The 24066-nt window shown below is 71.8% G+C and carries 19 protein-coding genes and 1 tRNA gene; 12 read left to right on the top strand and 8 right to left on the bottom strand.

Features of this window, described 5'->3' with window-relative positions; genetic code table 11:
* The first annotated feature begins 117 nt into the window (after nucleotides 1-117).
* Both IE278_RS35830 and IE278_RS35835 read left to right on the top strand, forming a co-directional pair.
* Nucleotides 118-1677 (top strand): DUF6519 domain-containing protein, encoded by a 1560-nt coding sequence (locus IE278_RS35830; protein WP_189778849.1) that lies wholly within the window; start codon nucleotides 118-120, stop codon nucleotides 1675-1677.
* Between the two features lie 3 nt (nucleotides 1678-1680).
* Nucleotides 1681-2544 (top strand): peptidoglycan-binding protein, encoded by an 864-nt coding sequence (locus IE278_RS35835; RefSeq protein ID WP_189778851.1) that lies wholly within the window; start codon nucleotides 1681-1683, stop codon nucleotides 2542-2544.
* A gap of 450 nt (nucleotides 2545-2994) precedes the next feature.
* On the opposite strand, the gene IE278_RS35840 is transcribed toward IE278_RS35835, so the two are convergent.
* The 3 genes from IE278_RS35840 to IE278_RS35850 all read right to left on the bottom strand — a co-directional run bounded on the left by IE278_RS35840 (nucleotide 2995) and on the right by IE278_RS35850 (nucleotide 9261).
* On the bottom strand, nucleotides 2995-4407 hold the full coding sequence (locus tag IE278_RS35840; protein ID WP_189778928.1) for a M1 family metallopeptidase: 1413 nt from the start codon (nucleotides 4405-4407) through the stop codon (nucleotides 2995-2997).
* A gap of 84 nt (nucleotides 4408-4491) precedes the next feature.
* Entirely contained in the window at nucleotides 4492-8397 is a 3906-nt protein-coding gene (locus IE278_RS35845; RefSeq protein WP_189778853.1) for a Pls/PosA family non-ribosomal peptide synthetase, read from the bottom strand.
* 519 nt (nucleotides 8398-8916) lie between these two features.
* Nucleotides 8917-9261 (bottom strand): hypothetical protein, encoded by a 345-nt coding sequence (locus IE278_RS35850; RefSeq protein WP_189778855.1) that lies wholly within the window; start codon nucleotides 9259-9261, stop codon nucleotides 8917-8919.
* A 436-nt stretch (nucleotides 9262-9697) separates the two neighbouring features.
* Here IE278_RS35850 and IE278_RS35855 point away from each other — a divergent pair, with 436 nt between their 5' ends.
* Nucleotides 9698-9883: a hypothetical protein gene (locus IE278_RS35855; RefSeq protein WP_246571215.1), complete on the top strand. Its 186-nt coding sequence runs from the start codon at nucleotides 9698-9700 to the stop codon at nucleotides 9881-9883.
* A gap of 97 nt (nucleotides 9884-9980) precedes the next feature.
* Here the strand turns inward: IE278_RS35855 and IE278_RS35860 are convergent.
* Nucleotides 9981-10068 (bottom strand) — tRNA-Leu (locus IE278_RS35860).
* 208 nt (nucleotides 10069-10276) lie between these two features.
* Between IE278_RS35860 and IE278_RS35865 the strand changes: the two genes are divergently transcribed.
* The 3 genes from IE278_RS35865 (at nucleotide 10277) to IE278_RS35875 (ending at nucleotide 13058) form a co-directional block, all read left to right on the top strand.
* A complete protein-coding gene (locus tag IE278_RS35865) occupies nucleotides 10277-11602 on the top strand; it encodes a M20/M25/M40 family metallo-hydrolase (protein WP_189778859.1) in 1326 nt (441 codons plus the stop codon).
* 195 nt (nucleotides 11603-11797) lie between these two features.
* Nucleotides 11798-12031, top strand: coding sequence for a chaplin ChpH (chpH, locus tag IE278_RS35870; protein WP_107021063.1), 234 nt, complete (start codon nucleotides 11798-11800; stop codon nucleotides 12029-12031).
* Nucleotides 12032-12230: 199 nt separating this feature from the next.
* The gene (locus IE278_RS35875) at nucleotides 12231-13058 is read left to right on the top strand and encodes a chaplin (protein WP_189778860.1); all 828 of its coding nucleotides are present in this window, start codon (nucleotides 12231-12233) and stop codon (nucleotides 13056-13058) included.
* A gap of 115 nt (nucleotides 13059-13173) precedes the next feature.
* On the opposite strand, the gene IE278_RS35880 is transcribed toward IE278_RS35875, so the two are convergent.
* Nucleotides 13174-13362, bottom strand: a complete 189-nt coding sequence (locus tag IE278_RS35880) for a DUF5703 family protein (protein ID WP_107021061.1) — start codon at nucleotides 13360-13362, stop codon at nucleotides 13174-13176.
* Nucleotides 13363-13409: 47 nt separating this feature from the next.
* On the opposite strand from IE278_RS35880, the gene IE278_RS35885 reads away from it, so the two are divergent.
* Entirely contained in the window at nucleotides 13410-14153 is a 744-nt protein-coding gene (locus IE278_RS35885; protein ID WP_189778863.1) for a hypothetical protein, read from the top strand.
* A 767-nt stretch (nucleotides 14154-14920) separates the two neighbouring features.
* Here the strand turns inward: IE278_RS35885 and IE278_RS35890 are convergent.
* Complete coding sequence (locus tag IE278_RS35890) at nucleotides 14921-17311, bottom strand: helix-hairpin-helix domain-containing protein (protein ID WP_189778865.1); 2391 nt, start codon at nucleotides 17309-17311, stop codon at nucleotides 14921-14923.
* Nucleotides 17308-18291, bottom strand: coding sequence for an aldo/keto reductase (locus IE278_RS35895; RefSeq protein WP_189778867.1), 984 nt, complete (start codon nucleotides 18289-18291; stop codon nucleotides 17308-17310). The genes IE278_RS35890 and IE278_RS35895 overlap by 4 nt, the downstream gene beginning before the upstream one ends.
* 151 nt (nucleotides 18292-18442) lie before the next feature.
* On the opposite strand from IE278_RS35895, the gene IE278_RS35900 reads away from it, so the two are divergent.
* Nucleotides 18443-19498 (top strand): LLM class F420-dependent oxidoreductase, encoded by a 1056-nt coding sequence (locus IE278_RS35900; protein WP_189778869.1) that lies wholly within the window; start codon nucleotides 18443-18445, stop codon nucleotides 19496-19498.
* Between the two features lie 270 nt (nucleotides 19499-19768).
* On the top strand, nucleotides 19769-20557 hold the full coding sequence (locus IE278_RS35905) for a ferritin family protein (protein WP_189778871.1): 789 nt from the start codon (nucleotides 19769-19771) through the stop codon (nucleotides 20555-20557).
* A 137-nt stretch (nucleotides 20558-20694) separates the two neighbouring features.
* Here the strand turns inward: IE278_RS35905 and corA are convergent, their stop codons facing one another.
* On the bottom strand, nucleotides 20695-21693 hold the full coding sequence (corA, locus tag IE278_RS35910; protein WP_189778873.1) for a magnesium/cobalt transporter CorA: 999 nt from the start codon (nucleotides 21691-21693) through the stop codon (nucleotides 20695-20697).
* 62 nt (nucleotides 21694-21755) lie between these two features.
* Here corA and IE278_RS35915 point away from each other — a divergent pair, with 62 nt between their 5' ends.
* The 3 genes from IE278_RS35915 to IE278_RS35925 all read left to right on the top strand — a co-directional run bounded on the left by IE278_RS35915 (nucleotide 21756) and on the right by IE278_RS35925 (nucleotide 23975).
* Nucleotides 21756-22442, top strand: coding sequence for a histidine phosphatase family protein (locus IE278_RS35915; protein ID WP_189778875.1), 687 nt, complete (start codon nucleotides 21756-21758; stop codon nucleotides 22440-22442).
* Nucleotides 22443-22545: 103 nt separating this feature from the next.
* Nucleotides 22546-23136, top strand: a complete 591-nt coding sequence (locus tag IE278_RS35920) for a DUF3090 domain-containing protein (RefSeq protein WP_189778877.1) — start codon at nucleotides 22546-22548, stop codon at nucleotides 23134-23136.
* Complete coding sequence (locus IE278_RS35925; RefSeq protein WP_189778879.1) at nucleotides 23100-23975, top strand: SCO1664 family protein; 876 nt, start codon at nucleotides 23100-23102, stop codon at nucleotides 23973-23975. The genes IE278_RS35920 and IE278_RS35925 overlap by 37 nt, the downstream gene beginning before the upstream one ends.
* The last annotated feature ends 91 nt before the right edge of the window (nucleotides 23976-24066 follow it).

Consider the following 24066-nt stretch of genomic DNA (forward strand, 5'->3'; position numbering starts at 1 on the left):
CCGCTTCTCCGTGACGCAGCTCGCTTCTCCGTGACGTAGCCCGACGGGCGTTGCCCGCCCGCCCCACGACTCTCCGACCTCGCACCTCGCACTTTCCCAATCTGGGGGACACCCTTCATGCACGCAGACCTCTCCCGCTCCACCTTCCGCCCGGAGCGGCACTACTCAGCGGTGATAGTCCAGCAGGGCCGCGTCCAGCTCGACGCGGACGCCAACGAACAGACCGCGATCCAGCTCCATCAGGCCCGCGCGCTCACCACCGACCTGATCGGCCCGCACGGCGGCCCGCGCGACGCGGCCGGCTTCCGGATCGAGTACGTCGGCGGCAAGCACGACATCGACACCCTCCACATCCACGGCGGCCGCTACTACGTCGACGGCATCCTGTGCGACGCGACCCGCCCGGCAGCCGGAGCCCCGGTACCGGACGAGGACGACGAGGACGGCAAGGACGCCAAGGACACCGAAGGGCAGGACACGGCACAGCCGACCCCAAGCCCCCACTGGACGTACTGGGACCAGCCGGACGGCTTCCGCGACCCGGAGAAGCCCGGCGACCGCCTGCCCTCGCCCGCCCAGGCGCCCTTCGTCGCCTACCTCCACGTCTGGGAGCGGGCGGTCACGGCGGCCGAGGACCCGGCGCTGCGCGAGGTGGCGCTCGGCGCGGCGATGCCGGACACCGCCGCCCGCGCCAAGGTGGTCTGGCAGGTCCTGCCACTGGCACTCGCCGACCTGGGCATAGAGACCCCGGAACCGTCGAAGGACACGGTCCGTGACGCCTTCACCCGCTGGGCGGCCGGGCAGACCGTCTCCTCGGCCCGCCTCGCGGCCCGCGCCGAACGCCCCGGCCACGCCGACGAGGACCCCTGCCTGGTCAAGCCGGACGCCCGCTACCGGGGCCCGGAGAACCAGCTGTACCGCGTGGAGGTCCACGAGGGCGGCGCGGCGAAGGACGCCACGTTCAAGTGGTCCCGCGAGAACGGTTCCGTGGTCTTCCCGGTGGACGAACTGGACGGCACCTGGGTCCAGTTGGCGACCCTGGGCCACGACGACAAACTGGACCTCGACGTGGGCGACCGCGTGGAGTTCACGGACACCGCGTACGCCTCCCGCCTCGAACCCCTGCCCCTGCTGAGGGTCGAGGAGCTGGACCTCCCCGGCCGCCGCGTCCGCCTGTCGGCGGAGCCCGAGCCGGGTGTCGGCCGCCTGCCGCACCTGAACCCGTTCCTGCGCCGCTGGGACCACCACGAGGGGCCACGGCGCAAGGGCCGTACGACCACCCTGCGGGGCGGCGCCGTCCCGGTCAGGGAGGGGGAGTGGCTGCCCCTGGAGGACGGCATCGAGGTGTACTTCGCCAAGGGCGGCGCCTACCGCACGGGCGACCACTGGACGGTCCCGGCCCGGACCGCCACCGGTGGCGTCGAATGGCCGACGGACCGGTCCCGCAGGCCGCTGCTCCAGTCCCCGGCCGGCATCACCCGCCACTTCGCGCCGCTGGCCCTGGTCAAGGGCGAGTCGGGCGCCGTGGACCTGCGCCTCGGCTTCGCGCCCCTCGGCACCGACATCCCGGCGGCGGACGAGGCGACGCTGGCGGCGGAGGCGAGGGCCCGCGAGGAGGAACAGCGGGCGGAGACAGCCGAAGCGGAGAATACCGGGGCCCCGGAAGGAGACAAGTAGCCCATGGCAACACCACTGACCGCGTCCAAACTGGTGCAGATCCTGCGTGCGGAGGGCCTGACGGTCCACGAGGTACGCAACTGGCGTACCCACAACCGCAACAGCAAAGGCGCCTGGGGCCCGTTGAACGGCGTGATGATCCACCACACCGTCACCTCCGGCACCGACGCCTCGGTCGACATCTGCTACGACGGCTACTCGGGCCTCCCCGGCCCCCTGTGCCACGGAGTCATCGACAAGAAGGGCCATGTCCACCTGGTCGGCAACGGCCGCGCCAACCACGCGGGCCTGGGCGACGGAGACGTCCTGAGAGCCGTCGTCAACGAGACGCAGCTCCCCTCCGACAACGAGGCGGACACCGACGGCAACCGCCACTTCTACGGCTTCGAGTGCATCAACCTCGGCGACGGCAAGGACCCGTGGCCCGAGGCCCAGAAGGAGGCGATCGAGAAGGTCTCGGCGGCGATCTGCCGCGCCCACGGCTGGAGCGAGCGGTCCGTGATCGGCCACAAGGAGTGGCAGCCCGGCAAGATCGACCCGCGCGGCTTCACGATGGACAGCATGCGCACCCGCATAGCGAACCGCCTGAAGGGCAAGCCCCCCACGACGCCCCCCAAACCGTCCTACGTCCCCTTCCCGGGCAGCGCCTTCTTCCACGTGGGCCAGAAGTCCGCCGTGATCACGGCGATGGGCCGCCGCCTGGTCGCCGAGGGCTGCGGCCGCTACGAATCCGGCCCGGGCCCCGCCTGGACAGAAGCAGACCGCAAGTCCTACGCGGCCTGGCAACAAAAACAAGGCTACAAAGGCAAAGACGCAGACGGAATCCCAGGCAAAAAAACCTGGGACGCCCTAAAGGTCCCCCGCTAGCCCCGCAGGGAACGGCGCACTCACCCCCAACACACCCGCACGGCACTGACGCCGCCCACCCCCACTCCCTAAGGGGCGCGGGGAACGGCGCACTCAGCCTCAACGCACCCGCACGGCACGGACCCCGCGCACCCCCACTCCCTAAGGGGCGCGGGGAACGGCGCACTCAGCCTCAACGCACCCGCACGGCACTGACCCCGCTCACCCCCATTCCCTAAGGGGCGCGGGGAACGGCGCACTCAGCTCCAACGCACCCGCACGGCACTGACCCCGCTCACCCCCATTCCCTAAGGGGCGCGGGGAACGGCGCACTCAGCCTCAACGCACCCGCACGGCACTGACCCCGCTCACCCCCATTCCCTAAGGGGCGCGGGGAACGGCGCAACCAGCCACGAAGGGCCCGCACCCTACAGACAGGCGGCGGGCCCTTAGCCCGCGGCAAGCGGCCCGTCACCCCCGGTGAGGCGGATAAGACGGCCGTTCAGGAATGCCCACCCCCGGCGAGGGCAACGCCGGCAGCGCCCCCTCGAAAACCCACGCGGCGAACAGCTCGTCCAACGGCTCCGCCGCGTACCGAGCCACGTGCGCCACGAACGCCGCGGTCGTCACCGCCCCACCCCGATGCACGGTCACCCACCCCCGCAGCATCCGGAAGAACGCCTCGTCCCCCAAAGCGCACCGCACGGCGTGCAGCACCAACCCGCCCCGCTCGTACAGCCGGTCGTCGAACATCAGCTTCCGCCCGGGATCGGCCAGCCGAAGATCCTGCGGCTTCCCGGCCAGCCCCCGATGGGCCAGCCCGGCCAGAGTCTGCGCGCTGCGCCCACCCGACCGCTCGGACCACAACCACTCCGCGTACTTCGCGAACCCCTCGTTCAGCCAGATGTGCCGCCAGTCGGCGATGCTCACACTGTTCCCGAACCACTGGTGCGCCAACTCGTGCGCGACCAGCCGCTCGGACCCCCGCCCCCCGTCCACATGGTTGGCGCCGAACAGCGAAAGCCCCTGCGCCTCCACCGGGACATCGAGCTCCTCCTCGGTGACCACGACCGCGTACTCACCGAACGGATACGGCCCGAACAGCTCCTCGAAGAGCGTCATCATCGCCGGCTGCCGCGCGAAGTCCCGCGAGAACTCGGTGAGCAGCCGCGCCGGAATGTGCCCCGACTGCGGCACCCCGCCGAGCCCGGGGTCACCGAGCAGCACGGTCTGGTACTTGCCGATGGACAGCCCGACCAGATAACTGGACGTCGGCGCCGCCTGCTCGTACACCCACGTCGTCGTGGACGCCTTGGGCGTACGCGTCAGCAGCCGCCCGCCCGCCACCACCGAGTACGCCGACGGCGTCGTCACGGCGATCTGGTACGAGGCCTTGTCCGCGGGCCGGTCGTTGCACGGGTACCAGGACGGCGCGCCCACCGGCTGGCTCGCCACCAGCGCCCCGTCCTCCAGTTCCTCCCAGCCGATGCCGCCCCACGGGCTTCGTACCGGCTTGGGGTTGCCCGACCAGTGGATCTCCACGGTGAACGCGGCCCCCGCCCGGATCGGCTTCGCCGGGCGGATCCGCAGCCGGCCGCCCCGGTGCGTGTAGTGCTGTGCCCGCCCGTCGACCCGGACCCGCCCGATCCGGAAGTCGGCGAGGTTCAGCTGGAACTCGGCGAGCGGCGACCGGCCCGCTATGGCGTTCAGGCGCGCGGTGCCGGACAGCCGGTTGGGTCCCGGACGGTAGTCCAGGGCGAGTTCGTACCGATGCACCCGGTAACGGGGGTCACCGTTCGCCGGGAAGTACGGATCCGCTCCCACTGTCTGCTGAACCACTGAAGTATCTGCTCCCTGCGCTGTGCTCGTACGGCGTGCCGACATCGCCTCCCGGGCGCCGTACGAGTGCGCCGTACGAGTGCGCCGCACGAGTCGCGCTCTTGGACGCCACACCCGAAGACGCCGCGCCTAGGAACGCCACGCCTCGATCGGGTTGCCCAGCCAACGGGTGTCGTCGGGAACGGATTCCGCCGCCATGACGAGGGACGCGGGTCCCAGTGTGCTGCGCGCCCCGACGGTGCTGCCGGGCAGAACGATTCCGCCCGGGCCCAGGGTGGCGCCCTCACGGAGGACCACAGTATCCGTCCTCAAGATCCGGTCGTGGAAGAGGTGGGTCTGCAGCACACAGCCACGGTTGACCGTCGCCGCGTCCTCCAGTGTCACCAGATCGGTCTCGGGCAGCCAGTAGCTCTCCACCCAGACACCCTTGCCGATATGGGCGCCGAGGCCGCGGAGCCACAGGTTCATGACCGGAGTACCCGGCACGGACCCGGCCAACCACGGCACGGCGACGACCTCGACGAAGGTGTCGGCCAGCTCGTTGCGCCACACGAAACCGCTCCACAGCGGGTGCTCACCGGCCCGGTGACGCCCCACGAGCAGCCACTTCGCGACGACGGACAGCAGCCCGGCCGCCGCGCCCGCGCCCAGCAGCACCAGCCCGGCGAACGCCCAGGCCCACGTCCCGAGCGCGCTCAGCGCCGCGACCGTCAGCACGGCGAGCGCCGCCGAGCAGAAGACGGGCACGATCCGGCACAGCTCTACGAGCCCGCGGGCCCACAGCAGCCGCACGGGCGGGTCGTACGTCAGGCTCTGGTCGCCGTCCTGCGTGGAGCGCGGCAGCCTGACCGGCGGCAGCCCCAGGTAGGAGCTGCCCTTCTTGGCCTTCTTCGGCGTCGCGGACAGCACCCCGACCAGCCCGCCGTCCGGCACCGAGCGGCCCGGAGCGGTCATCCCGGAGTTCCCGAGGAAGGCCCGGCGCCCGATCTCGGCCCGCCCGATCCGCATCCAGCCGCCGCCCAGCTCGTACGGGGCGGTGAGGGTGTCGTCGGCCAGGAACGCGCCCTCGCCGACCGTCGTCAGGCTCGGCAGCGCGAGGACGGTCGACACCTCGGCGCCCCGCCCGATCCGCATGCCGAGCAGCCGCAGCCACACGGGCGTGATCAGTCCCGCGTACAACGGGAACAGCGTCTCGCGGGAGCGGTCCATGAGCTGGGTGACGGTCCAGGCCTGCCAGCCGATCCTGCTGTGCGTGGGATGCGTACCGGGCCGCAGCCCGAGGCTGAGCAGCCGCACGCCGACCAGCAGAAGCAGCGCGAACGCGAGACCGAAGGCGAGGGTCGCCGGCACCAGCGCCACGGCGGCACCCCGCAGCGCGTCGCCGAGCCCGGCGTCCGGTGAGACGAAGACACCCACGACGAGCAGCGCGGCGAGTCCCGACACGACCGGCAGCATGGTCAGCGCGAACCCGGTGGCCCCGTACATCACCCGCCAGTACGTGCCCTTCTGGGGCCGCTCCTTGGGCCAGTCCCGCTTGGCCTTGCCGAGCTTGGTGGCGGGCGCGCCGGCCCACCGCTGCCCGGTCGGTACGTGTCCGGCGACGGCGGAACCGGGCGCCACCTCGGCCCGCTTGCCCACCCGGGCGCCGGGGAAGAGGATGCTGCGGGTGCCGACCACGGCGTGCGCGCCGACCTTGACGGGGCCGATCTCCAGCCGGTCGCCGTCCAGCCAGTGCCCCGACAGGTCCACCTCGGACTCCACGGCGGCGCCGCGCCCGAGCTTGAGCATGCCGGTGACCGGCGGCAGGGAGTGCAGATCGACGTCGGGGCCGATCTTGGCGCCGAGCGCCCGCGCGTACCGCTCCAGCCAGGACCCGGTCAGCGAGGTCGCCCCGCTGAACTCGGCGAGCCGCTCGGCCGTCCACAGCCGCAGATGCACGCTCCCGCCGCGTGGATACCGGCCGGCCTGTACCCCGCGCAGCAGCAGCCGTGCGCCGCCCGCCCCGATCGCGAGCCGCCCGGGCGGACTGAAGAGCAGCACGGCCAGCGGTCCGACCAGCCACCAGGAGGCGGCCGGCGCCCACGGGTACGCGCCGAACCAGTGCAGCGCGTTGCCGAGCGCCGCCAGCGCCACGGTCCAGCGCAGCCCGAGCAGCGCGAACAGGGGGAGGAGTACCAGTAGCTGCACGACCTTCGCCCGCAACGGCACCGGCGCGATCATCCGCTCGGCGCCGTCACCCTGGGCCGACTTCTCCAGATGCCGGGCGAGCTTGCGCAGCACGGGCTGCTGATAGATGTCGAGCACGGCGGCGCTCGGATAACGGGTGCGCAGCCGCGTGGTGAGCAGCGCGGCGGCGAGACTCCCGCCGCCGATCGCGAAGAAGTCGTCCCGGGCGGAACCCACCGGGATGCCCAGCACCTCGCTCCACTGCTCGGCGAGCCACGCCTCGGTCCCGTACAGCTGCTCGGTGGGTCCGCCGGTCTCCAGGTTCTCCAGCGGCCACGGCAGCGCGTCCCGGTCGACCTTGCCGGACGTACGGGTCGGCAGCTCGGGCACGAGCGCGATCAGCGGTACGAGGGCGGCGGGCAGCTCGGCCCGCAGCCGTGCGACGGCCGCCGAGTGATCCCAGCCGCCGCCTTCGCCCCCGTCCTCCTGGAGCTCGTCCTGGAGCACGACATAGCCGACGAGCAGCTGATTCCCACCGCGCGCCGTCCGCACGGCGGCAGCGGCTCCGGCCACCCCGGGCAGCCCCTGCAGCGCGGTGTCGACTTCCCCCAGCTCGATCCGGCGCCCACCGAGCTTGATCTGCTCGTCGGCCCGCCCGAGGAAGATCAGCCCTTCGGGCTCGGCCTTGACCAGGTCACCGCTGCGGTACGCGCGCTCCCAGCCGAGCGATTCCAGCGGCGCGTACTTCTCGGCGTCCTTCTCGGGATCGAGATAGCGGGCGAGCCCCACCCCGCCGATGACGAGCTGTCCGCTGCCGCCCATGGCCACGGGCTCCCCGGCCTCGTCGACGACGGCCAGCTCCCACCCGTCGAGCGGCAGCCCGATCCGGATGGGCTCCTCGCCGGTCATCAGCGAGGCGCACGCCACGACGGTCGCCTCGGTGGGCCCGTAGGTGTTCCACACCTCGCGTCCCTCGGTGACCAGGCGCTGCACCAGCTCGGGCGGGCAGGCCTCACCGCCGAAGATCAGCAGCCGTACCTCGTTGAGCGCCTCCGGCTCCCACAGGGCGGCCAGCGTCGGCACGGTGGAGACGACGGTGATCTCCTGCTCGACCAGCCAGGGCCCGAGGTCGGCGCCGCTGCGCACCTGGGAGCGCGGTACGGGCACCAGACAGGCCCCGTAGCGCCAGGCCAGCCACATCTCCTCGCAGGAGGCGTCGAAGGCCACGGAGAGCCCGGCCATGACACGGTCACCGGGCCCGATGGGGTCCTCGGTGAGAAAGAGATGGGCTTCGGCGTCCACGAAGGCGGCGGCACTGCGGTGCGTCACGGCCACGCCCTTGGGCTTGCCGGTCGACCCGGAGGTGAAGATGATCCAGGCGTCGTGCCCGACCCCGGGCCGCGCGGCGGCCACTTCGCTCCGCCCCTCGACGGTCAGCTCGTGCCCGGCCCCGACGACGGCGCGTACGCCCGCCTCCCCGAACACCAGCTCGGCCCGCTCGTCCGGGTCCTCGGCGTCCACGGGCACGTAGGCGGCCCCGGCGGCCAGTACGGCGAGCACGGCCACGTACAGCTCATTGGTCCCGGACGGCACACGCACGCCGACACGGTCCCCAAGTCCCACCCCCGCGTCACCGAGCCGCCGCCGCAGCGCCTCGACCTCTATGGCCAGCGCGCGGTAGGTCAGGGCCCGACGCCCGTCGTCGAGGGCGGGCTCGTCGGGATACGCGCGCACGGAGGCGTCGAGGATGTCGACGAGCGTGCGCGGTGAAGGTGCGGAGGATGCGGAAAACCGCGCCCGGTCGCCGAACTCGGCCCGTACTTCGTCGTCGGACAACTGGAACGCGGGGCCATGCTGGAGGGCTGCCATCGGGTCCTCACATGTCGTACCCGGATGCACCGGGGGAGCCGGCGGGCCCGCAGGTATGCCTGGGGATATTCCACTCAGCTCCGAACAAGCGTGGAATTTTAGTACGACGCTAGCCCCGGCCTCGCGCCTCAGCGACGCGAACGGGTCTGTGCGGGGCCCTCGGACCGGCCTCCGCACCTCTCTGACATGGAGTTATGTCACCTTGACGAGATCTGCCCCACACCTACCGGAAACACGCTGATGAACGCCGTCCAGGCGGCGGGGGAGAGGGTGGGCGACTGCTGAGCGTGTCCACTTCCTCCGCTGCTCGAACTCGGCGACGTACGCGGTCGAGTACCGCACGAGCGGGGCGAACTGCGCCTGCTTGAAACGGGGTTCCCTACGCAAAACCTTGAGCACCGTCCGAACGTCTTGAAGCCGTCGGAGAGTTCCGGTTCACAGCTCCCGCCCCGCGCTGCCGGCCGGGCCCCTCTGCCCCCGCCGTGAGGGCGGGGGCATACTCCGGCTGAGCAGAGCGCGTCAGTGCTGGTGACGCGGGCGGACATGGAGATGGACCCACGGCAGAACGGCCGCCACCATCAGGCATGCGACCTCGAAGTGCCAGGGTGACGTCGTCGCGAGAAGCGACAGCGCCTTCGCCATCAGGTAGGGACCGATGACCGATCCGGCAACTCCGGAGAAGGCGTTGAGCGTCCGAAGCGCGTGTCCGGACTCCCTTTCCGGCACGGAGGCCGTCAAGGCCGGGCCGTCCGGGGTCGTCGTGATCGACACGTAGGCGGAACCGGTGGGTTCCGCGGCGTCGAGTACGAGGACTTCGTCGCCTTCTTCATCGTTGCTGTGGGTCGGCGGGTCGTTGACGGGCATGGCCGGACCTTTCCGGCCGGTTCAGAGAGGGGTGTTGTGTCAGGTGGGAACCGGCCTGATCGGCTGCACGGCGCCACCTCCATCCCGGGTTCAGGGCCGACACGGACATCCCGGCGGCCGACGCGCCGCCCAAGCCCCCGGTGGGGCGGCGGCGTCCGCCAGGGCCGCAGCTCTCGCTGCGATTTCCCCCGATCGCCTCCTGGCGAGCGCGCCGCCGCAGCCCCGTGTCTGCGGAGTGCGCGCTCGTCGGTGAGGCAGGATCCACCCTAGCAAGGGTGGTGCGTAAACGCACCGGTCTGGTGGTGTTCTGATGCGTTCCATGGCAGACTTGCAGATCAGAACGCCAATACGGCCACGACGAGAAGAGAAGGAGGGGCTGCGCATGGGAGGACAGCCAGTTCGTTCGTTGAGTCATCCCGCGAGTGAGCGGTACTCCGTGACGCTCGTTCCGCCGGCCGTGCAGGCGGTCGCCGAGCTCACCGAGGCGACCGGACTCAGCAAGGCGGACGTCATCAACCGTGCGGTGCAGATCTACGCCTATCTGGAGGCGCAGCGGGCGCAGGGGCGAGAGATCCTGCTGCGGGATCCGCAGGGCGTCCTGGAGCGGGTGCACATCGTCTGACGGCGGCCCTGCCCGGGGAGTGTGGTCCGCGCGCACGCCCTGACTCCGGAAAACAGAAAAACCCCAGCTGAGCTGGGGTTTTTTCTGGTTCTTCCGCTGGTGTCCGAGGGGGGACTTGAACCCCCACGCCCGATAAAGGGCACTAGCACCTCAAGCTAGCGCGTCTGCCATTCCGCCACCCGGACAAGGTGTCTGTCGCGCGGGGTTCCCCTCGCGGCGACGAAGGAAACATTACCAGGCTTTGGAGAGCCCCCGATCACGGGGCGGTGCCGGGCGGCGGGGCGTGAACGGCGTGTGACGGGCGTGGTCCGGCCTTGGGCGGGGAGGACCGGAGAGAGAGGATGAGGGGGAAGGACGTGGGGGACCACCAGCAGTGACAGTGGGAGGAAGCACGTGAGCGAGCAGGACACGACCAAGGGCATCAAGGGTGAGGACGAGGTCGTCGACCTCTGCCGCGAGCTGATCCGGATCGACACCAGCAACTACGGCGACCACTCGGGCCCGGGTGAGCGCAAGGCCGCCGAGTACGTCGCGGAGAAGCTCGCCGAGGTGGGTCTCGAACCGCAGATCTTCGAGTCGCACACGGGCCGCGCCTCCACGGTGGTCAGGATCGAGGGCGAGGACCGTTCGCGGCCCGGCCTGCTCATCCACGGCCACACCGACGTCGTACCGGCGAACGCCCAGGACTGGACGCACCACCCGTTCTCCGGCGAGATCGCCGACGGCTGTGTCTGGGGCCGCGGCGCGGTCGACATGAAGGACATGGACGCGATGACCCTCGCGGTCGTACGCGAGCGGATGCGCGCCGGTCGCAAGCCTCCCCGCGACCTCGTGCTGGCCTTCCTGGCCGACGAGGAGGCGGGCGGCACGTTCGGCGCCAAGCACCTCGTCACCAAGCACCCCGACCTCTTCGAGGGTGTGACGGAGGCGATCGGCGAGGTCGGCGGTTTCTCGTTCACGGTCAACGAGAACCTGAGGCTGTACCTGGTGGAGACCGCCCAGAAGGGCATGCACTGGATGAAGCTGACCGTGGACGGCACCGCCGGACACGGTTCGATGATCCACAAGGACAACGCGATCACCGAGCTGTCGGAGGCCGTGGGGCGGCTCGGGCGGCACAAGTTCCCGGTGCGTGTGACGAAGACGCTGCGGCACTTCCTGGACGAGCTGGGCGACGCCCTCGGCACCGAGCTGGACCCGGAGAACATGGACGCGACGCTGGCCAAGCTCGGCGGTATCGCCAAGCTCATCGGCGCCTCGCTCCAGAACACCGCCAACCCGACCCAGCTGGGCGCGGGCTACAAGGTGAACGTCATCCCGGGGCAGGCGACCGCGCACGTCGACGCCCGTTACCTGCCGGGGTACGAGGAGGAGTTCCTCGCCGATCTGGACCGCGTCCTCGGCCCGAACGTGAAGCGCGAGGACGTGCACGCCGACAAGGCCCTGGAGACCACCTTCGACGGGGCCCTCGTGGACGCCATGCAGACCGCGCTGGTCGCCGAGGACCCGATCGCGCGGGCCGTCCCGTACATGCTCTCCGCCGGCACCGACGCCAAGTCCTTCGACGACCTCGGCATCCGCTGCTTCGGCTTCGCCCCGCTGAAGCTGCCGCCGGAGCTGGACTTCGCCGGGATGTTCCACGGGGTCGACGAGCGGGTGCCGGTCGACGCCCTGAAGTTCGGCGTGCGGGTGCTCGACCGCTTCATCGAGGCGTCCTGAACCGTGCGGACGGGGTTGAGCCGGACGGGTGTGTCCGGCATTAACCCGCTGAAACGACACTCCAATAATCGCCAGCGCGTACGGAGCCGACTGAGAAGAGTGAATGCGCTCATAAGCTCGTAGCCCTATTACTCCCTCCTCGTTACTGCTGATGTGATCCGCGGCTGGGATCACATGTGACTACTAGGAGGAACAATGATCAAGAAGATCGTCGCCGCTGCGGCTGCCACGGGTGGCCTCGTTCTCGCCGGTGCGGGTCTTGCGGTTGCCGACGCCGGTGCGCAGGGTGCTGCCGTCGGTTCCCCGGGCGTGCTCTCGGGCAACGTCGTCCAGGCGCCCATCCACATCCCGGTGAACGTCTGCGGCAACACGGTCTCCGTGATCGGGCTGCTGAACCCCGCCTTCGGTAACACCTGCACCAACGTCTGACATCGAGCACAACGTCGGATGCCGTGCTCGACGTCCGGCGTCGAGCACACCTCATGAGGGCCTGCATCCCATGAAGGTCTGAATCCATGAGGGTCTGAGTCCGCGGCCCCGGAGTGCGTGCCATGCGCTCCGGGGCCGCCGACATTCCGTATACCGCGATACCGCGCACCACACGGTTCACAAGGGGCAGGGAATAGCTATGCGACAGGTCACCCGCAAAGGCCTGATGACGGTGGCGGCGGCAACCGGTGTCCTCGCGGCCACCGGCGGTTACGCGCACGCCGACTCGGGGGCGCACGGCACCGCTTCGGGCTCCCCGGGCGTACTCTCCGGCAACTCGGTACAGGCGCCGGTGCACGCGCCGGTCAACGTCTGCGGCAACACCGTGAACGTGGTCGGTGTGCTCAACCCGGCGGTCGGCAACAAATGCGCCAACAAGGGGGCGGGCAAGGGCACCGGCTCCGGCCACCACGGGAACGGCGGCTCGGGTGGCGGAGCCGGATCGCACGCCGGGGGGCACACCAGTGACTCGCCAGGAGTGGGCTCCGGGAACCAGGTACGGATTCCGGTGCACGCGCCGGTGAACGTCTGCGGCAACAACGTCTCCGTCGCCGGCGTCGGCAACACCACCACGGGCAACGCCTGCGGGAACACCGGCGGCGGCGGGCACGGGACCACGTCTCCCGGCCACGGGGGACCCCACTCCCCGGGCAAGCCGGGACAGCCCGGTGACTCGGAGCACCCGGGTACGCCGGGTGGGCCGGGGGAGGCGGACGGCTCGGACGGCTCCGAGGGGTCGGGGCGGCCCGGTTCGGCGGGACACGGGAACCAGGGCGGCTCGAACGCGCATGCCTCGGACGCGAACGGCCCGGGCGCCCTGGCGGCCGGCCGCACCGACGGCTCCGACGTCTCCGCGCACCTCGCGGAGACCGGCGCGGGTGTGCCGCTCGGCCTCGCGCTGCCCGTGGGCGCGGGCGCGCTGCTGGCGGGCGCCGTGCTCTACCGCAAGGCCCGCGCGTCCGCGTAAGCCCTGATCACGAGGCATGGGCCATCGGGCCCGCGGCCTGAGCCACCGGTCCCGAGCAGGTCGAACGGAGTGGGCCCCGCACGTGCGGGGCCCACTCCGTTTCAGCCTTCCCGCGTCACCAGGTGGCGCGCACCTGGCGAATGATCCGTCGGCGCAACCGCACCCTGCGGCTGCCGTCGGTATGCAGGCTGAGGCGGTCCAACTCCCAGTGTCCGTACTCCGCATGGTCCGTCAGCAGGCGTGCCGCTTCCTTGCGGGAGACCCCGCGCGGCACATACACGTTGACAAATTCGTATTCCGGCATCGCATCTATTGTGCGTGCGGAGGCCCGGTACGGATAGCGTCTGCACTATGTCTGATGCTGCGCAGCCCACCGCTGCCGAGGTACGCGCCGCCGCCGAGGCGGTCAAGACCGCGCTCGACCGCCACCTGGCGGCGGTCGAGCGCAGGTCGGGTGAGGACGACCCGGCCGTCTACGAGGCGTTCAACGAGTTGGCGGCGGCCGCCGAGGAGTACGACGAACTCCTCTACGACCGCTACGACGAGGTCACCCCCTTCGAGATCCCCGGCTCGGACGACGCACTGCCGCCGTACACCGGGCCGGAGGAGCCGAACGCGCTGAGCGTGCTGATCCGCCGGGACTACGTGGTGGTGGAGCCGCAGCGGCTGCTGGCGCAGGCGCAGCGGGTCGAGGCGGTGGAGGAGTCCGGGGCCGTGACGGCGGGCTTCGACGCCGCGTCCGGGACCGTGCACGGTGCGCTCGGCGTCCTCTTCGGCGAGTTCGAGGCCGACGAGATCGCCTCCCGGCACAAGGAGTTCGGCCTGGAGGAGGGCGACTCGACGCTGTGGGTGACCGCCTCGGACGAACCGGCGGAGCCGGGCGAGTGGCTGGAGGCCCCGTTCGAACAGGCCGACACCCACCAGGTGGTGTGCCGCTTCGACGTCAGCGCGGTCTTCGACGACGACGCGGATGACGACCTCGACGAGATCGACGACATCGAGGACGAGGTGGTGGACGCCGTCGGCCCGGAACTGGAAGACCCCCTCGACGAGGCGGAGCCCGAAAACCTGCGCGCACGCAACGCGGACCGCTGACAGCGCAGCCGCACTTCGACGGTGGCGGTCACCGCCCTCAGGGGCCCGGTGACCGCCACAGCCATGTCCGGGCGGCCGGGCTCCCGCCGGGGCCCGCCGCGGCAGCGGCACGTGGGCGCGGACGAGGCACTGCCCGACCCGGGTCGCCCTCCGGTGCCGGCCCCGCGTCGGCACGGGACTGAGCCCGACGCGGAGCCCGGTGGCCGTCGCCGATACGTTCGGGCCGACGCGGGCCCGCCCCTCGGGGGCCGGCTCCGCCAGGCGGGGACTGAGCCCGACGCGGAGCCGGGCGACCGCCCGCCGCCGTGTCCGGGGCGACGGGCTCCCGCCGGGGCCCGCCTCGGCGGCGGCACGTCGGGGCGGACGAGGTACGGCCGACCCGGGCTGGCCCCGTGTCCGCCTGACGGGGAGCCTGATGACTGCCCGTCTCCGTGTCCGGGGCGACGGGCTCCCGCCGGGGGACCGACCGCCCCGGAGGCGGCACGTCTGGCCCGACGACGGACGCCGACCCGGGTCGGCGTACCTCGTCGGAGCCTTGTCGGCACGGGACTGTGCCCGGCGCGGCCCCCGGTGACCGCCGTCGATACGTTCGGGCCGACGAGGGCCCGCCCCCCGGAGGGCTCCGCCAGGCGCCGGACCGAGCCCGGCGCGGACGTCGGAGCAGCTCGGTGCCGGACCCGGAGCGGGCACCGGTCCCCGCCCCGGACCTGGCACCTGACCCGGCACCGGACCCAGCGCGGGAACCGGCCCCGGCCCCGGGGGCCGGCTCAGGCCGGCGTCGGGGGGATCTGGGCTGTGATCAGGGACGGCAGTCTTGTTGTGCGGGGCTTGGCCGGGATCTCTGCCACCGCGTGCGGCAGGGCCTGTTCCACTCCGTGGACCACGGAGAGGTGGCGGTCGGCGCGGCCGAAGGCGGTGTAGACCCAGGGCCTGGAGAGCGCCTGCGCCGCGTCGCCGGGCAGCACCACGACCGCGGCGGGCCAGCGGACCCCGACGGCCTGGTGGGCGGTCAGTGCCCAGCCGTGCCGCACGGTCTGCTCCACGCGCTCCTTCGGTACGACGACGGGCGCGCCCGCGCACTCCAGGTGCAGTCCGGCGGCGTCGGCCTTCACCACCTGGCCCAGGACCGAACGGCCCGGCGCGGCGGAGTACGCGATCCGGTCGCCCGGGTCGAAACCGCCGAAGCGGCCGGGGCCCGGGTTGAGCCGCTCCTTCAGCGCCGCGTTGAGCACGCGCGTGCCCGCCGCGCCGCCGTGGCCCGGAGTGATCACCTGGGTCTGCTCGGCCGGGATACCGATCGCGCGCGGCACCGAGTCGGCGACCAACTGCACCGTGCGGTGGATCGCCTCCCCGGCGTCACGCACCGGGATGATCACCACTTCCTTGCCGGGGGCCTCGACCTGGTTCAGCTCCCCGATGCCGATGCCCGAGACCAGTTCGCCGACGGGACCCGGATCCGGGGTCCGCGAGGCGATCTGCGGGCACACCCGCGCGGCGAGCAGATCCGCGAACACCCGTCCGGGGCCCGCCGACCACAGCACGCCGGGGTCCCCGCTCAGTACGAGCCGGGCTCCGTCGGGCAGCGACTCGGCGAGCATCGCCGCGTTCTCGATGTCGAGCTGCGGTGCGTCCAGCACGACCAGGAGGTCGGTCCGGAGCATGCCGTCGCGGTCCCGCCCCGGGCCCTCCTCGCCGGAGAGCAGACCGGCGACGGTGACCACGACCGCGTCGGGGTGACCGCCCTCGGACGCCTCCCGTGCCTCCTGCCCGCCCGCGCCCGCGAGCAGCTCGGCGAAGCGGCGGCGGCCGTCCGGGTGGTGGGCGGCGGCGCACACCCTCAGGCCGAGGGACCGGGCCGCCGCCACCAGGGCGGCGGGCTCCGCGCGGGACGCCTCGCCGCCGGTGTGCAGGACCAGGCCGTGGCCCGCGACCGCCCGGATCAGCCCGGCGGCCGAGCCGGTCGCGGCCGGCTCCCAGGCCGCGGCGGCGCCGTCCTCCTTGGGCAGCGAGTTGACCACCCGGGCCAGCCCGTCGGCGAGGCTCTCCTCGGCGAGCGCGTACCGCTCCAGACCGATGAGGACCCGCACCGGACGCGCTTCCTCGACCTCTTCACCATCCTCGCCGCCCGCGCCGCCCTGGGTGTCGTCCTCCTCGGACCGCCGGGGAGCCGGTGGCGTGCTGCCGGGCTCGTCCAGCGCGTCCTGGAAGACCAGGGCGTCGCCCTCGGCCAGCGCGCTCTGCACGGCCGCGTCGGGGTCGGGCACCGAGCGCTGCGCGAGGGCGGCGTGCAGAGCCGCCGCCTCCAGAGCGGTGTGTCCCGCCACCGCGGCCTGTTCGAGGAGCCACACGGTGACCGCGCGGCCCCGCCGTTCGTCGTCCGGACCGCATTCCGCGCCGAGCAGGGCCCGGGCGAACCCGTCGGCCTGCTCGGGACGCACACCCGCCACGCGCAGCAGCTGCCAGGGGTCCTCGCGCAGCTGTCCGTCCGCCCCTTCGCCGAGGGTGGCGGCGGTCTGCGGTGCCAACGCCTCCGGGGCACCGCCCCGGACGAGCACGGCGCGCACCGCCTCGACGGACTCGGAGGCCATCGACGCCGGGGCGCCGGAGGGAACGGGCTGCGGGCGGCGCACCGGCTCCTGCGCGACCCTGCGCGGTGTGGGCTCCGGCCCGCTGAAGACGCTCGCCGAGGGCTTCTCGCCGCTCTCCACCGCCCGGACGGCCGCGAGCAGATCGGCGGCCTTTCCGCTCAGTGCCGTCCCGGCCAGGACCGGCCCTTCCTTCTCCGCCTTCCGGCGCTCGATCCGCTCCCGCAGTTCCCGCTGCGCGGCCAGCTCGGCTTCGGCCTCGGACAACTGGACCGCACCCTCGGCAACGCCCTCATCGGGACTCCCGGTGGCCTCCGCCGCGGTCTCGGTGCCCTCCGCGGCGGTCTCCGTGGCCTCGCCCCCCGGGGAGCCGGAGGAGCCAGAGCCCTCAGCCGCGTCCGCCGCATCCCCCTCAGCCGCGTGACCCTCGCCCGCATCCCTCTCGCCCGGCGAGGCGCCCCCGCCGGCCTCGGTGCCCGGCTGATCCCCTGCGCCGGGCGTCCCGGACTCGGGACCGGCGTCCGGCGTCCCCGGCTCTGCTTCCTCCGCGGCGGCGGACGGCTCCGTGGTCACAGCGTGCTCCAGTCGTGATCGGGATAGTGGTGCACGGGCGCCGACACGTCGTCGAGCGCTCGGCAGATCTCGTCAGGAAGACTAAGGGTCTCCACTGACAACGCGGCCGTGAGCTGCAGCGCGTTGCGCGCGCCGATGATCGGGGCGGCCACCCCTGGCCGGTCGCGTACCCAGGCGAGAGCCACCTGGAGCGGTGTCACCGCCAGGCCGTCCGCCGCCGTCGCCACCGCGTCCACGATGCGGCTCGCCGCGTCGTCGAGATACGGCGCGACGAACGGCGCCAGCTGCTCCGAGGCGCCCCGCGAGTCCGCGGGCGTCGCATGCCGGTACTTGCCCGTCAGGACACCCCGGCCCAGCGGGGAGGACGGCAGGAGCCCGATGCCCAGGTCCAGTGCGGCGGGCAGCACCTCGCGCTCGACACCGCGCTGCAGCAGCGAGTACTCCATCTGCGTACTGGCCAGCCGGGTGCGGGTCCCGGGGGCCGCGAGCTGCCAGGTCGCCGCCTTCGCGAGCTGCCAGCCGCAGAAGTTGGAGACCCCCGCGTACCGGGCCCGGCCGCTGCTGACAGCGATGTCGAGGGCCTGCAGGGTCTCCTCCAGCGGCGCGTCCGGGTCGAAGGCGTGGACCTGCCACAGGTCCACGTGGTCCGTGCCGAGCCGGGCCAGCGAGGCGTCGAGGGCGGAGAGCAGATGTCCCCGTGAGCCGTCGAAGCGCCGGTCGGGGTCGGGCACACTGCCCGCCTTGGTGGATATGACGAGGTCCCGCCGGGGGACCAGGCCGTCCATGAGCTGTCCGAGCAGATACTCGGCCTCCCCGTCCCCGTACACGTCGGCCGTGTCGACGAGGGTCCCGCCCGCCTCCCAGAACCCCTTCAACAGGTCCGCGGCGTCGTGTTCGTCGGTGTCCCTGCCCCAGGTGAGGGTGCCGAGTCCGATGCGGGACACGCGCAGGCCGGTACGGCCGAGATGCCTCTGCTCCATGGGGGCTGAGATTACTGGCCACGAGTCGACACGTGGGAAGCCTGTGGACAACCTTCGTCACATGATCCGCAACGCTGTCCCTGCCGCTCGGCCCGGCGGCGCGCTAGGGTGCCGGACAAGGGACGTTACTGATCAGTAAGGGGAATCGGCCATGCAGCTCGGGATCAACCTCGGCTACTGGGGCGCCGGAATGGACGCGGACAACCTCGCCGTGGCCAAGGAGGCCGACCGCCTCGGCTACGCGGTCTGCTGGGCCGCCGAGGCCTACGGATCGGACGCGGCCACCGTGCTGAGCTGGGTCGCCGCCCAGACCGAGCGCATGGACGTCGGGTCGGCCATCTTCCAGATCCCGGCCCGCCAGCCCACGATGACCGCGATGACCGCGGCCACCCTGGACTCGCTCTCCGGCGGCCGTTTCCGCCTCGGCCTCGGCGTCTCGGGACCGCAGGTCTCCGAGGGCTGGTACGGCGTCAAGTTCGACAAGCCGCTGGCCCGCACCCGCGAGTACGTCGAGATCGTCCGCAAGGCGATGACCCGCGAGCGCCTGTCGTACGAGGGCGCGCACTGGACGCTGCCGCTGCCGGGCGGCCCGGGCAAGCCGCTCAAGCTGACCGTGCACCCGGAGCGCGAGCACATCCCGCTCTACATCGCCGCGATCGGTCCGAAGAACCTGGAGCAGACCGGCGAGATCGCCGACGGCGCCCTGCTGATCTTCCCCTCCGCGGACCACCTGGAGGACACCGCGATCAGGCATCTGCGGGCGGGCCGCGAGAGGGCCGGTCTGACCATGGACGGCTTCGACGTCTGTCCGACGGTGCCGCTCGCGCTCGGCGAGGACAAGGACGTGACGGCGCTGGCCGACATGTTCCGCCCGTACACCGCGCTCTACGTGGGCGGCATGGGCAGTCGCAAGCAGAACTTCTACAACCAGCTCGCCCAGCGCATGGGTTACGAGCAGGAGGCCGCCGAGATCCAGGACAAGTACCTGGCCGGCGACAAGGAGGGCGCGGCGGCCGCCATTCCGCACCAGCTCATCGACCAGACCACGCTGCTCGGTTCCGTGGACCGCATCGCCGACCGGATGAAGGCCTACGCGGCCGCCGGCGTCACCACACTCACGCTGGCCCCGGCGGGCTTCACCCTGGACGAGCGGATCGCCGCGCTCCGGGCCGGCACGGAGGCCGCGGAGCGAGCCGGAGTGGCGTAACCGCGCCGAGCGGCGCGGGTCCTGCCGGTGCGGGCCGGGCGGTGCGGAAAGTTCTGCGGCCGTGGTGGGGGCTCGGGGGTCTTCCCCGCCACGGCCGTCAGGGAGAACAACGCGCGACGGCCCGCTCGGTTACGCGCCGGGCAGACCCTTCGCGTCCACCGTTCGGCGGATTTGTCCGACACAGGTGTTGCCGCACCCCTGACTGCCCATTTGACTCGTTCTTTGCGGAGTCCCGCACGGAGACGAGGCTCCCGCGTGGAGGTGGCAGTCATGCTTTCGGCCAAGAGTCTTTTCCAGGAGATCATCGACAACGACGAGTCCTTCCGGCTCTTCTGCTCCATCGCCGCCAGCGGCGAGACCCAGGGAGGCTGGGAGAACGCGCGTATCGCGGCCCTCGTACCGGAGGCCGAGCGAGCGCTCGCGCCCAAGATCACCCGGCACGGCGCGGACGAGGACAAGCACGGCCGGATCTTCAACGCCCTCATGAAGAAGCGGGGCCTCACACCCGTCGAGGTCCCGCCCGACACGGATTACACGATGCTCCTGGAGAAGAACGGCATCGGCCTCACGCACGACAAGCTCAAGCGTGACGAACCGCTCACCGTGCAGGACATCGTCACCTACCTGTCCCACAGCAGGGTCACGGAGCAGCGTGCCGCGGACCAGATGGTGATGCTCCGCAAGGACTTCGGGGACCACCCGGAGATCGGCAAGGCCGTCCGGATGATCTCCGACGACGAGGACAACCACCTCGCCTACTGCCACGAGGAACTGCTGCGCTTCGCCCGGGCGGGCCACGGCCGGACCATTCAGCGGACACTGCGCGAGTGCGCACTGGCCGAGGTCGGCGTCTACCGCGACGTCAGCCTCGCCGTGATGGCCCACATGACACCCATCCTCGGCTGGTCCCGGCCCAAGGCGGAGCTGCTCGCCACGGGCATCCGCGCCATGTACGCCTGGGAGCGGACGGTCGGCTGGCGGCGGATGGTCTCCCTGAAGATGCCGGAGCGGCGCGACGCCCTGGGCGGACCGGCGACGGCGGCACCCGGCTACGCCTGACCGCCCGGCGCACACCGCCCCCGCTCGCGACCGGCCGTCACACGCGTGGCGCGACCTCCACGCGCGCGTGGCGCCTCGTACGCGTCACGCGCGCGTGGGCCCGTCGTGGCCCGGACGCACCCCCGGGCCACGACCGGCTACAGCCACCCCCGCCGCTTGAAGAGCCGGAACAGCAGCACCTCAAGGAACACCATGATCACGACGACCGCCGGATAGCCCCAGGTCCAGCGCAGCTCCGGCATGTGCTCGAAGTTCATGCCGTAGATCCCCGCGATCATCGTGGGGACCGCGGCCATGGCCGCCCACGAGGAGATCTTCCGCATGTCGTCGTTCTGCCGCACGCTCATCTGCGCCAGGTGCGCCGACAGGACGTCCGAGACCAGCCGGTCCAGGGACTCCACCGACTCGTTGACGCGGGTCAGGTGGTCGTTGACGTCCCGGAAGAACGGGTGCGCCTTGTCGTCGACGAACGGCACCGCGGGACCGACCACACCCGCGCCCGCGAGCCGGTTCAACGGCACGGACAGCGGCCCGGTGGCCCTGCGGAACTCCTGGATCTGCCGCTTGAAGGTGTAGATCCGGGACGCGGTGTGCCGGGAGCCGCCGTCGTCCGGCGAGAACACCTCCGCCTCCAGCTCCTCCAGGTCGGTCTGCAGTTCGGTCGCCACCTCCAGGTAGTGGTCGACGGTGGCGTCGGCGATCGCGTAGAGCACCGCCGTCGGACCCAGCCGCATCATGTCCGGGTCCTTCTCCAGCCGGGCGCGCACGGACTTCAGGGGCGAGCCCTCGCCGTGCCGCACGGTCACCACGAAACAGTCGCCCAGGAAGATCATGAGCTCCCCGGACGAGACGGTGTCGCTGTCCGGCTCGTACGTCACCGGCTTGAGGACCGCGAACAGCGAGTCGTCGTACACCTCCAGCTTGGGGCGCTGATGCGCCTTCAGGGCGTCCTCGACGGCCAGTTCGTGCAGCCCGAACTCGTCCGTGACGAGATCGAACTCCCGCTCCGTCGGCTCGTGCAGCCCTATCCACACGAAGGCGTTCCCGTAGGCGCGTGCCGCGGCCAGCGCGTCGGACATGTCCTCCGGGCCCTCGGTCCGGTGCCCGTCCCGGTAGATGGCACAGTCCACGATCACAGAGCGAATTCTCCTGTCACTGATTCTCCGGCGCACTCGGTAGGGCGCCTACGCTGGGCCGCATGCCCACCTTGATCCTCGTCCGGCACGGACGCTCCACCGCCAACACCGCGGGACTCCTCGCCGGATGGACACCCGGCGTCGCCCTCGACGAGCGCGGCAGCGCGCAGGCGGCGGCGCTGCCCGGGCGCCTCGCGCAGCTGCCGATCGCCGAGATAGTCAGCAGCCCCCTCCAGCGCTGCCAGGAAACGATCCAGCCGCTGCTGGACGCCCGTCCCGCCCTGACGGCCCACTCCGACGAACGCATCGGGGAGTGCCACTACGGGGACTGGTCCGGCCGCAAGCTCGCCGAACTGTCCGGCGAGCCGCTGATGGAGGTCGTGCAGTCGCACCCCTCCGCCGCGGCCTTCCCGGGCGGTGAGTCCATGCGCGCCATGCAGACCCGCGCCGCCGAGGCGGTACGGGAGTGGAACGCGCGCGTGGAGCGCGATCACGGCAGCGACGCCGTCTATCTCATGTGCTCGCACGGCGACATCATCAAGTCGCTCGTCGCCGACGCACTCGGTCTTCATCTGGACCTCTTCCAGCGGATCTCCGTAGAACCGTGTTCCATCACCGCGATCCGTTACACACGACTGCGGCCATTTCTCGTACGCCTCGGGGACACCGGTGATCTCGCCTCCCTCGCGCCGCACGAGGAGCCGTCCGGCGGCGATGCCGCGGTCGGGGGCGGTGCGGGCGCACCGTGATCGTCGGCCGCAGTAGGGTGATGCGGTCGAAGCAGGGCAGCAGTTGTCAGCAGCAGACGCAAGTGACGGCATAAGCAGTCGATCGATCCAATGGAGACAGGACGTGTCCCGTCAGGTGTTCCTCTACGACCCGCCGGACCGTTTCGTAGCCGGTACGGTCGGGCTGCCAGGGCGCCGTACCTTCTTCCTCCAGGCCTCCTCCGGCCCCCGGGTGACCAGTGTCGCCCTGGAGAAGACGCAGGTCGCGGCCCTCGCCGAACGAATGGACGAGCTTCTCGACGAGGTCGTACGACGCACCGGGGGCATCGCCCCCGTCCCCGTGCTGCCCCCGACGGAGGTCTCCGACACCGCCCCGCTCGAAACGCCCGTCGAGGAGGAGTTCCGGGTCGGCACCATGGCCCTCGCCTGGGACGGCGACGAGCAGCGCATGATCGTCGAGGCGCAGGCGCTCGTGGAGCTGGACGCCGACTCCGAGGAGGACCTCGCCGCCGCCGAGGAGGAGCTCCTCCAGGACGAGGAGAACGGGCCACCGATGCTGCGCGTCCGGCTCACCGGCGCACAGGCCCGGGCCTTCGCCAAGCGCGCCCTCGAAGTCGTCAACGCCGGCCGGCCGCCGTGCCCGCTGTGCAGTCTCCCGCTCGACCCGGAAGGACACGTATGTCCGCGCCAGAACGGATACCGCCGCGAGGCGTGACCACGGCCGAACTGCTCACCGAGGGCGAGCTGACCGTCCGCGGCCGCATCCGTGAGGCCTCGAACGCGGTACTGCTGTGCGACGTGTCGTACGAGGGGCGCGAGGCGTCCTGCGTCTACAAGCCGGTCGCCGGCGAGCGGCCCCTGTGGGACTTCCCCGACGGCACCCTCGCCCAGCGGGAGGTCGCGGCCTACGAGGTGTCCGAGGCCACCGGCTGGGGGCTCGTCCCGACCACCGTGCTGCGCGACGGCCCGTACGGGCAGGGCATGTGCCAGCTGTGGATCGACCCGCCGGGCGACGACCCGGGTGACCACCCGGACGGCGGCGAAGGCGGCGGCGGTGACGAGGGCATCGGCGGAGGTGCCGGGCTGCTCGCGCTCGTCGACGCCGAGGAGCCGGGCGAGGGCTGGAAGGCCGTCGGTCTCGCCGAGGTCGGCGAGGGGCGCACCGCCCTGCTCGTGCACGCCGACGACGAACGGCTGCGCAGGCTCGCCGTCCTCGACGCGGTGATCAACAACGCGGACCGCAAGGGCGGGCACCTGCTGCCCGCCTCCGGGGGACGGCTGTACGGAATCGATCACGGCGTCACCTTCAACGCCGAGAACAAACTGCGGACGCTCCTGTGGGGCTGGGCGGGCGAGAAGCTCACCGCCGAGGCCGTCGAGGCCCTGGAACGGCTCAGGGAGGCCCTGGGAGGGCCGCTGGGCGTACGGCTGGCGGAACTGATCACCGAGGCGGAACTGGACGCCACACGCGCCCGTGTGGCCGGTCTGCTCGCCTCCGGACGGCATCCGGAGCCCTCGGGGGAGTGGCCAGCGATCCCGTGGCCACCCGTGTAGCCCGGACGCACACTCCGGGGCCGCGCGCAAGAACGCCTCTCAGGCCATCTGCCCTGGTCCGGTTCGTATACGGAACATCCGTCCGGTTAGG

Origin of the sequence: Streptomyces tauricus (assembly GCF_014650955.1) — a bacterium.
Classification (GTDB): domain Bacteria; phylum Actinomycetota; class Actinomycetes; order Streptomycetales; family Streptomycetaceae; genus Streptomyces; species Streptomyces tauricus.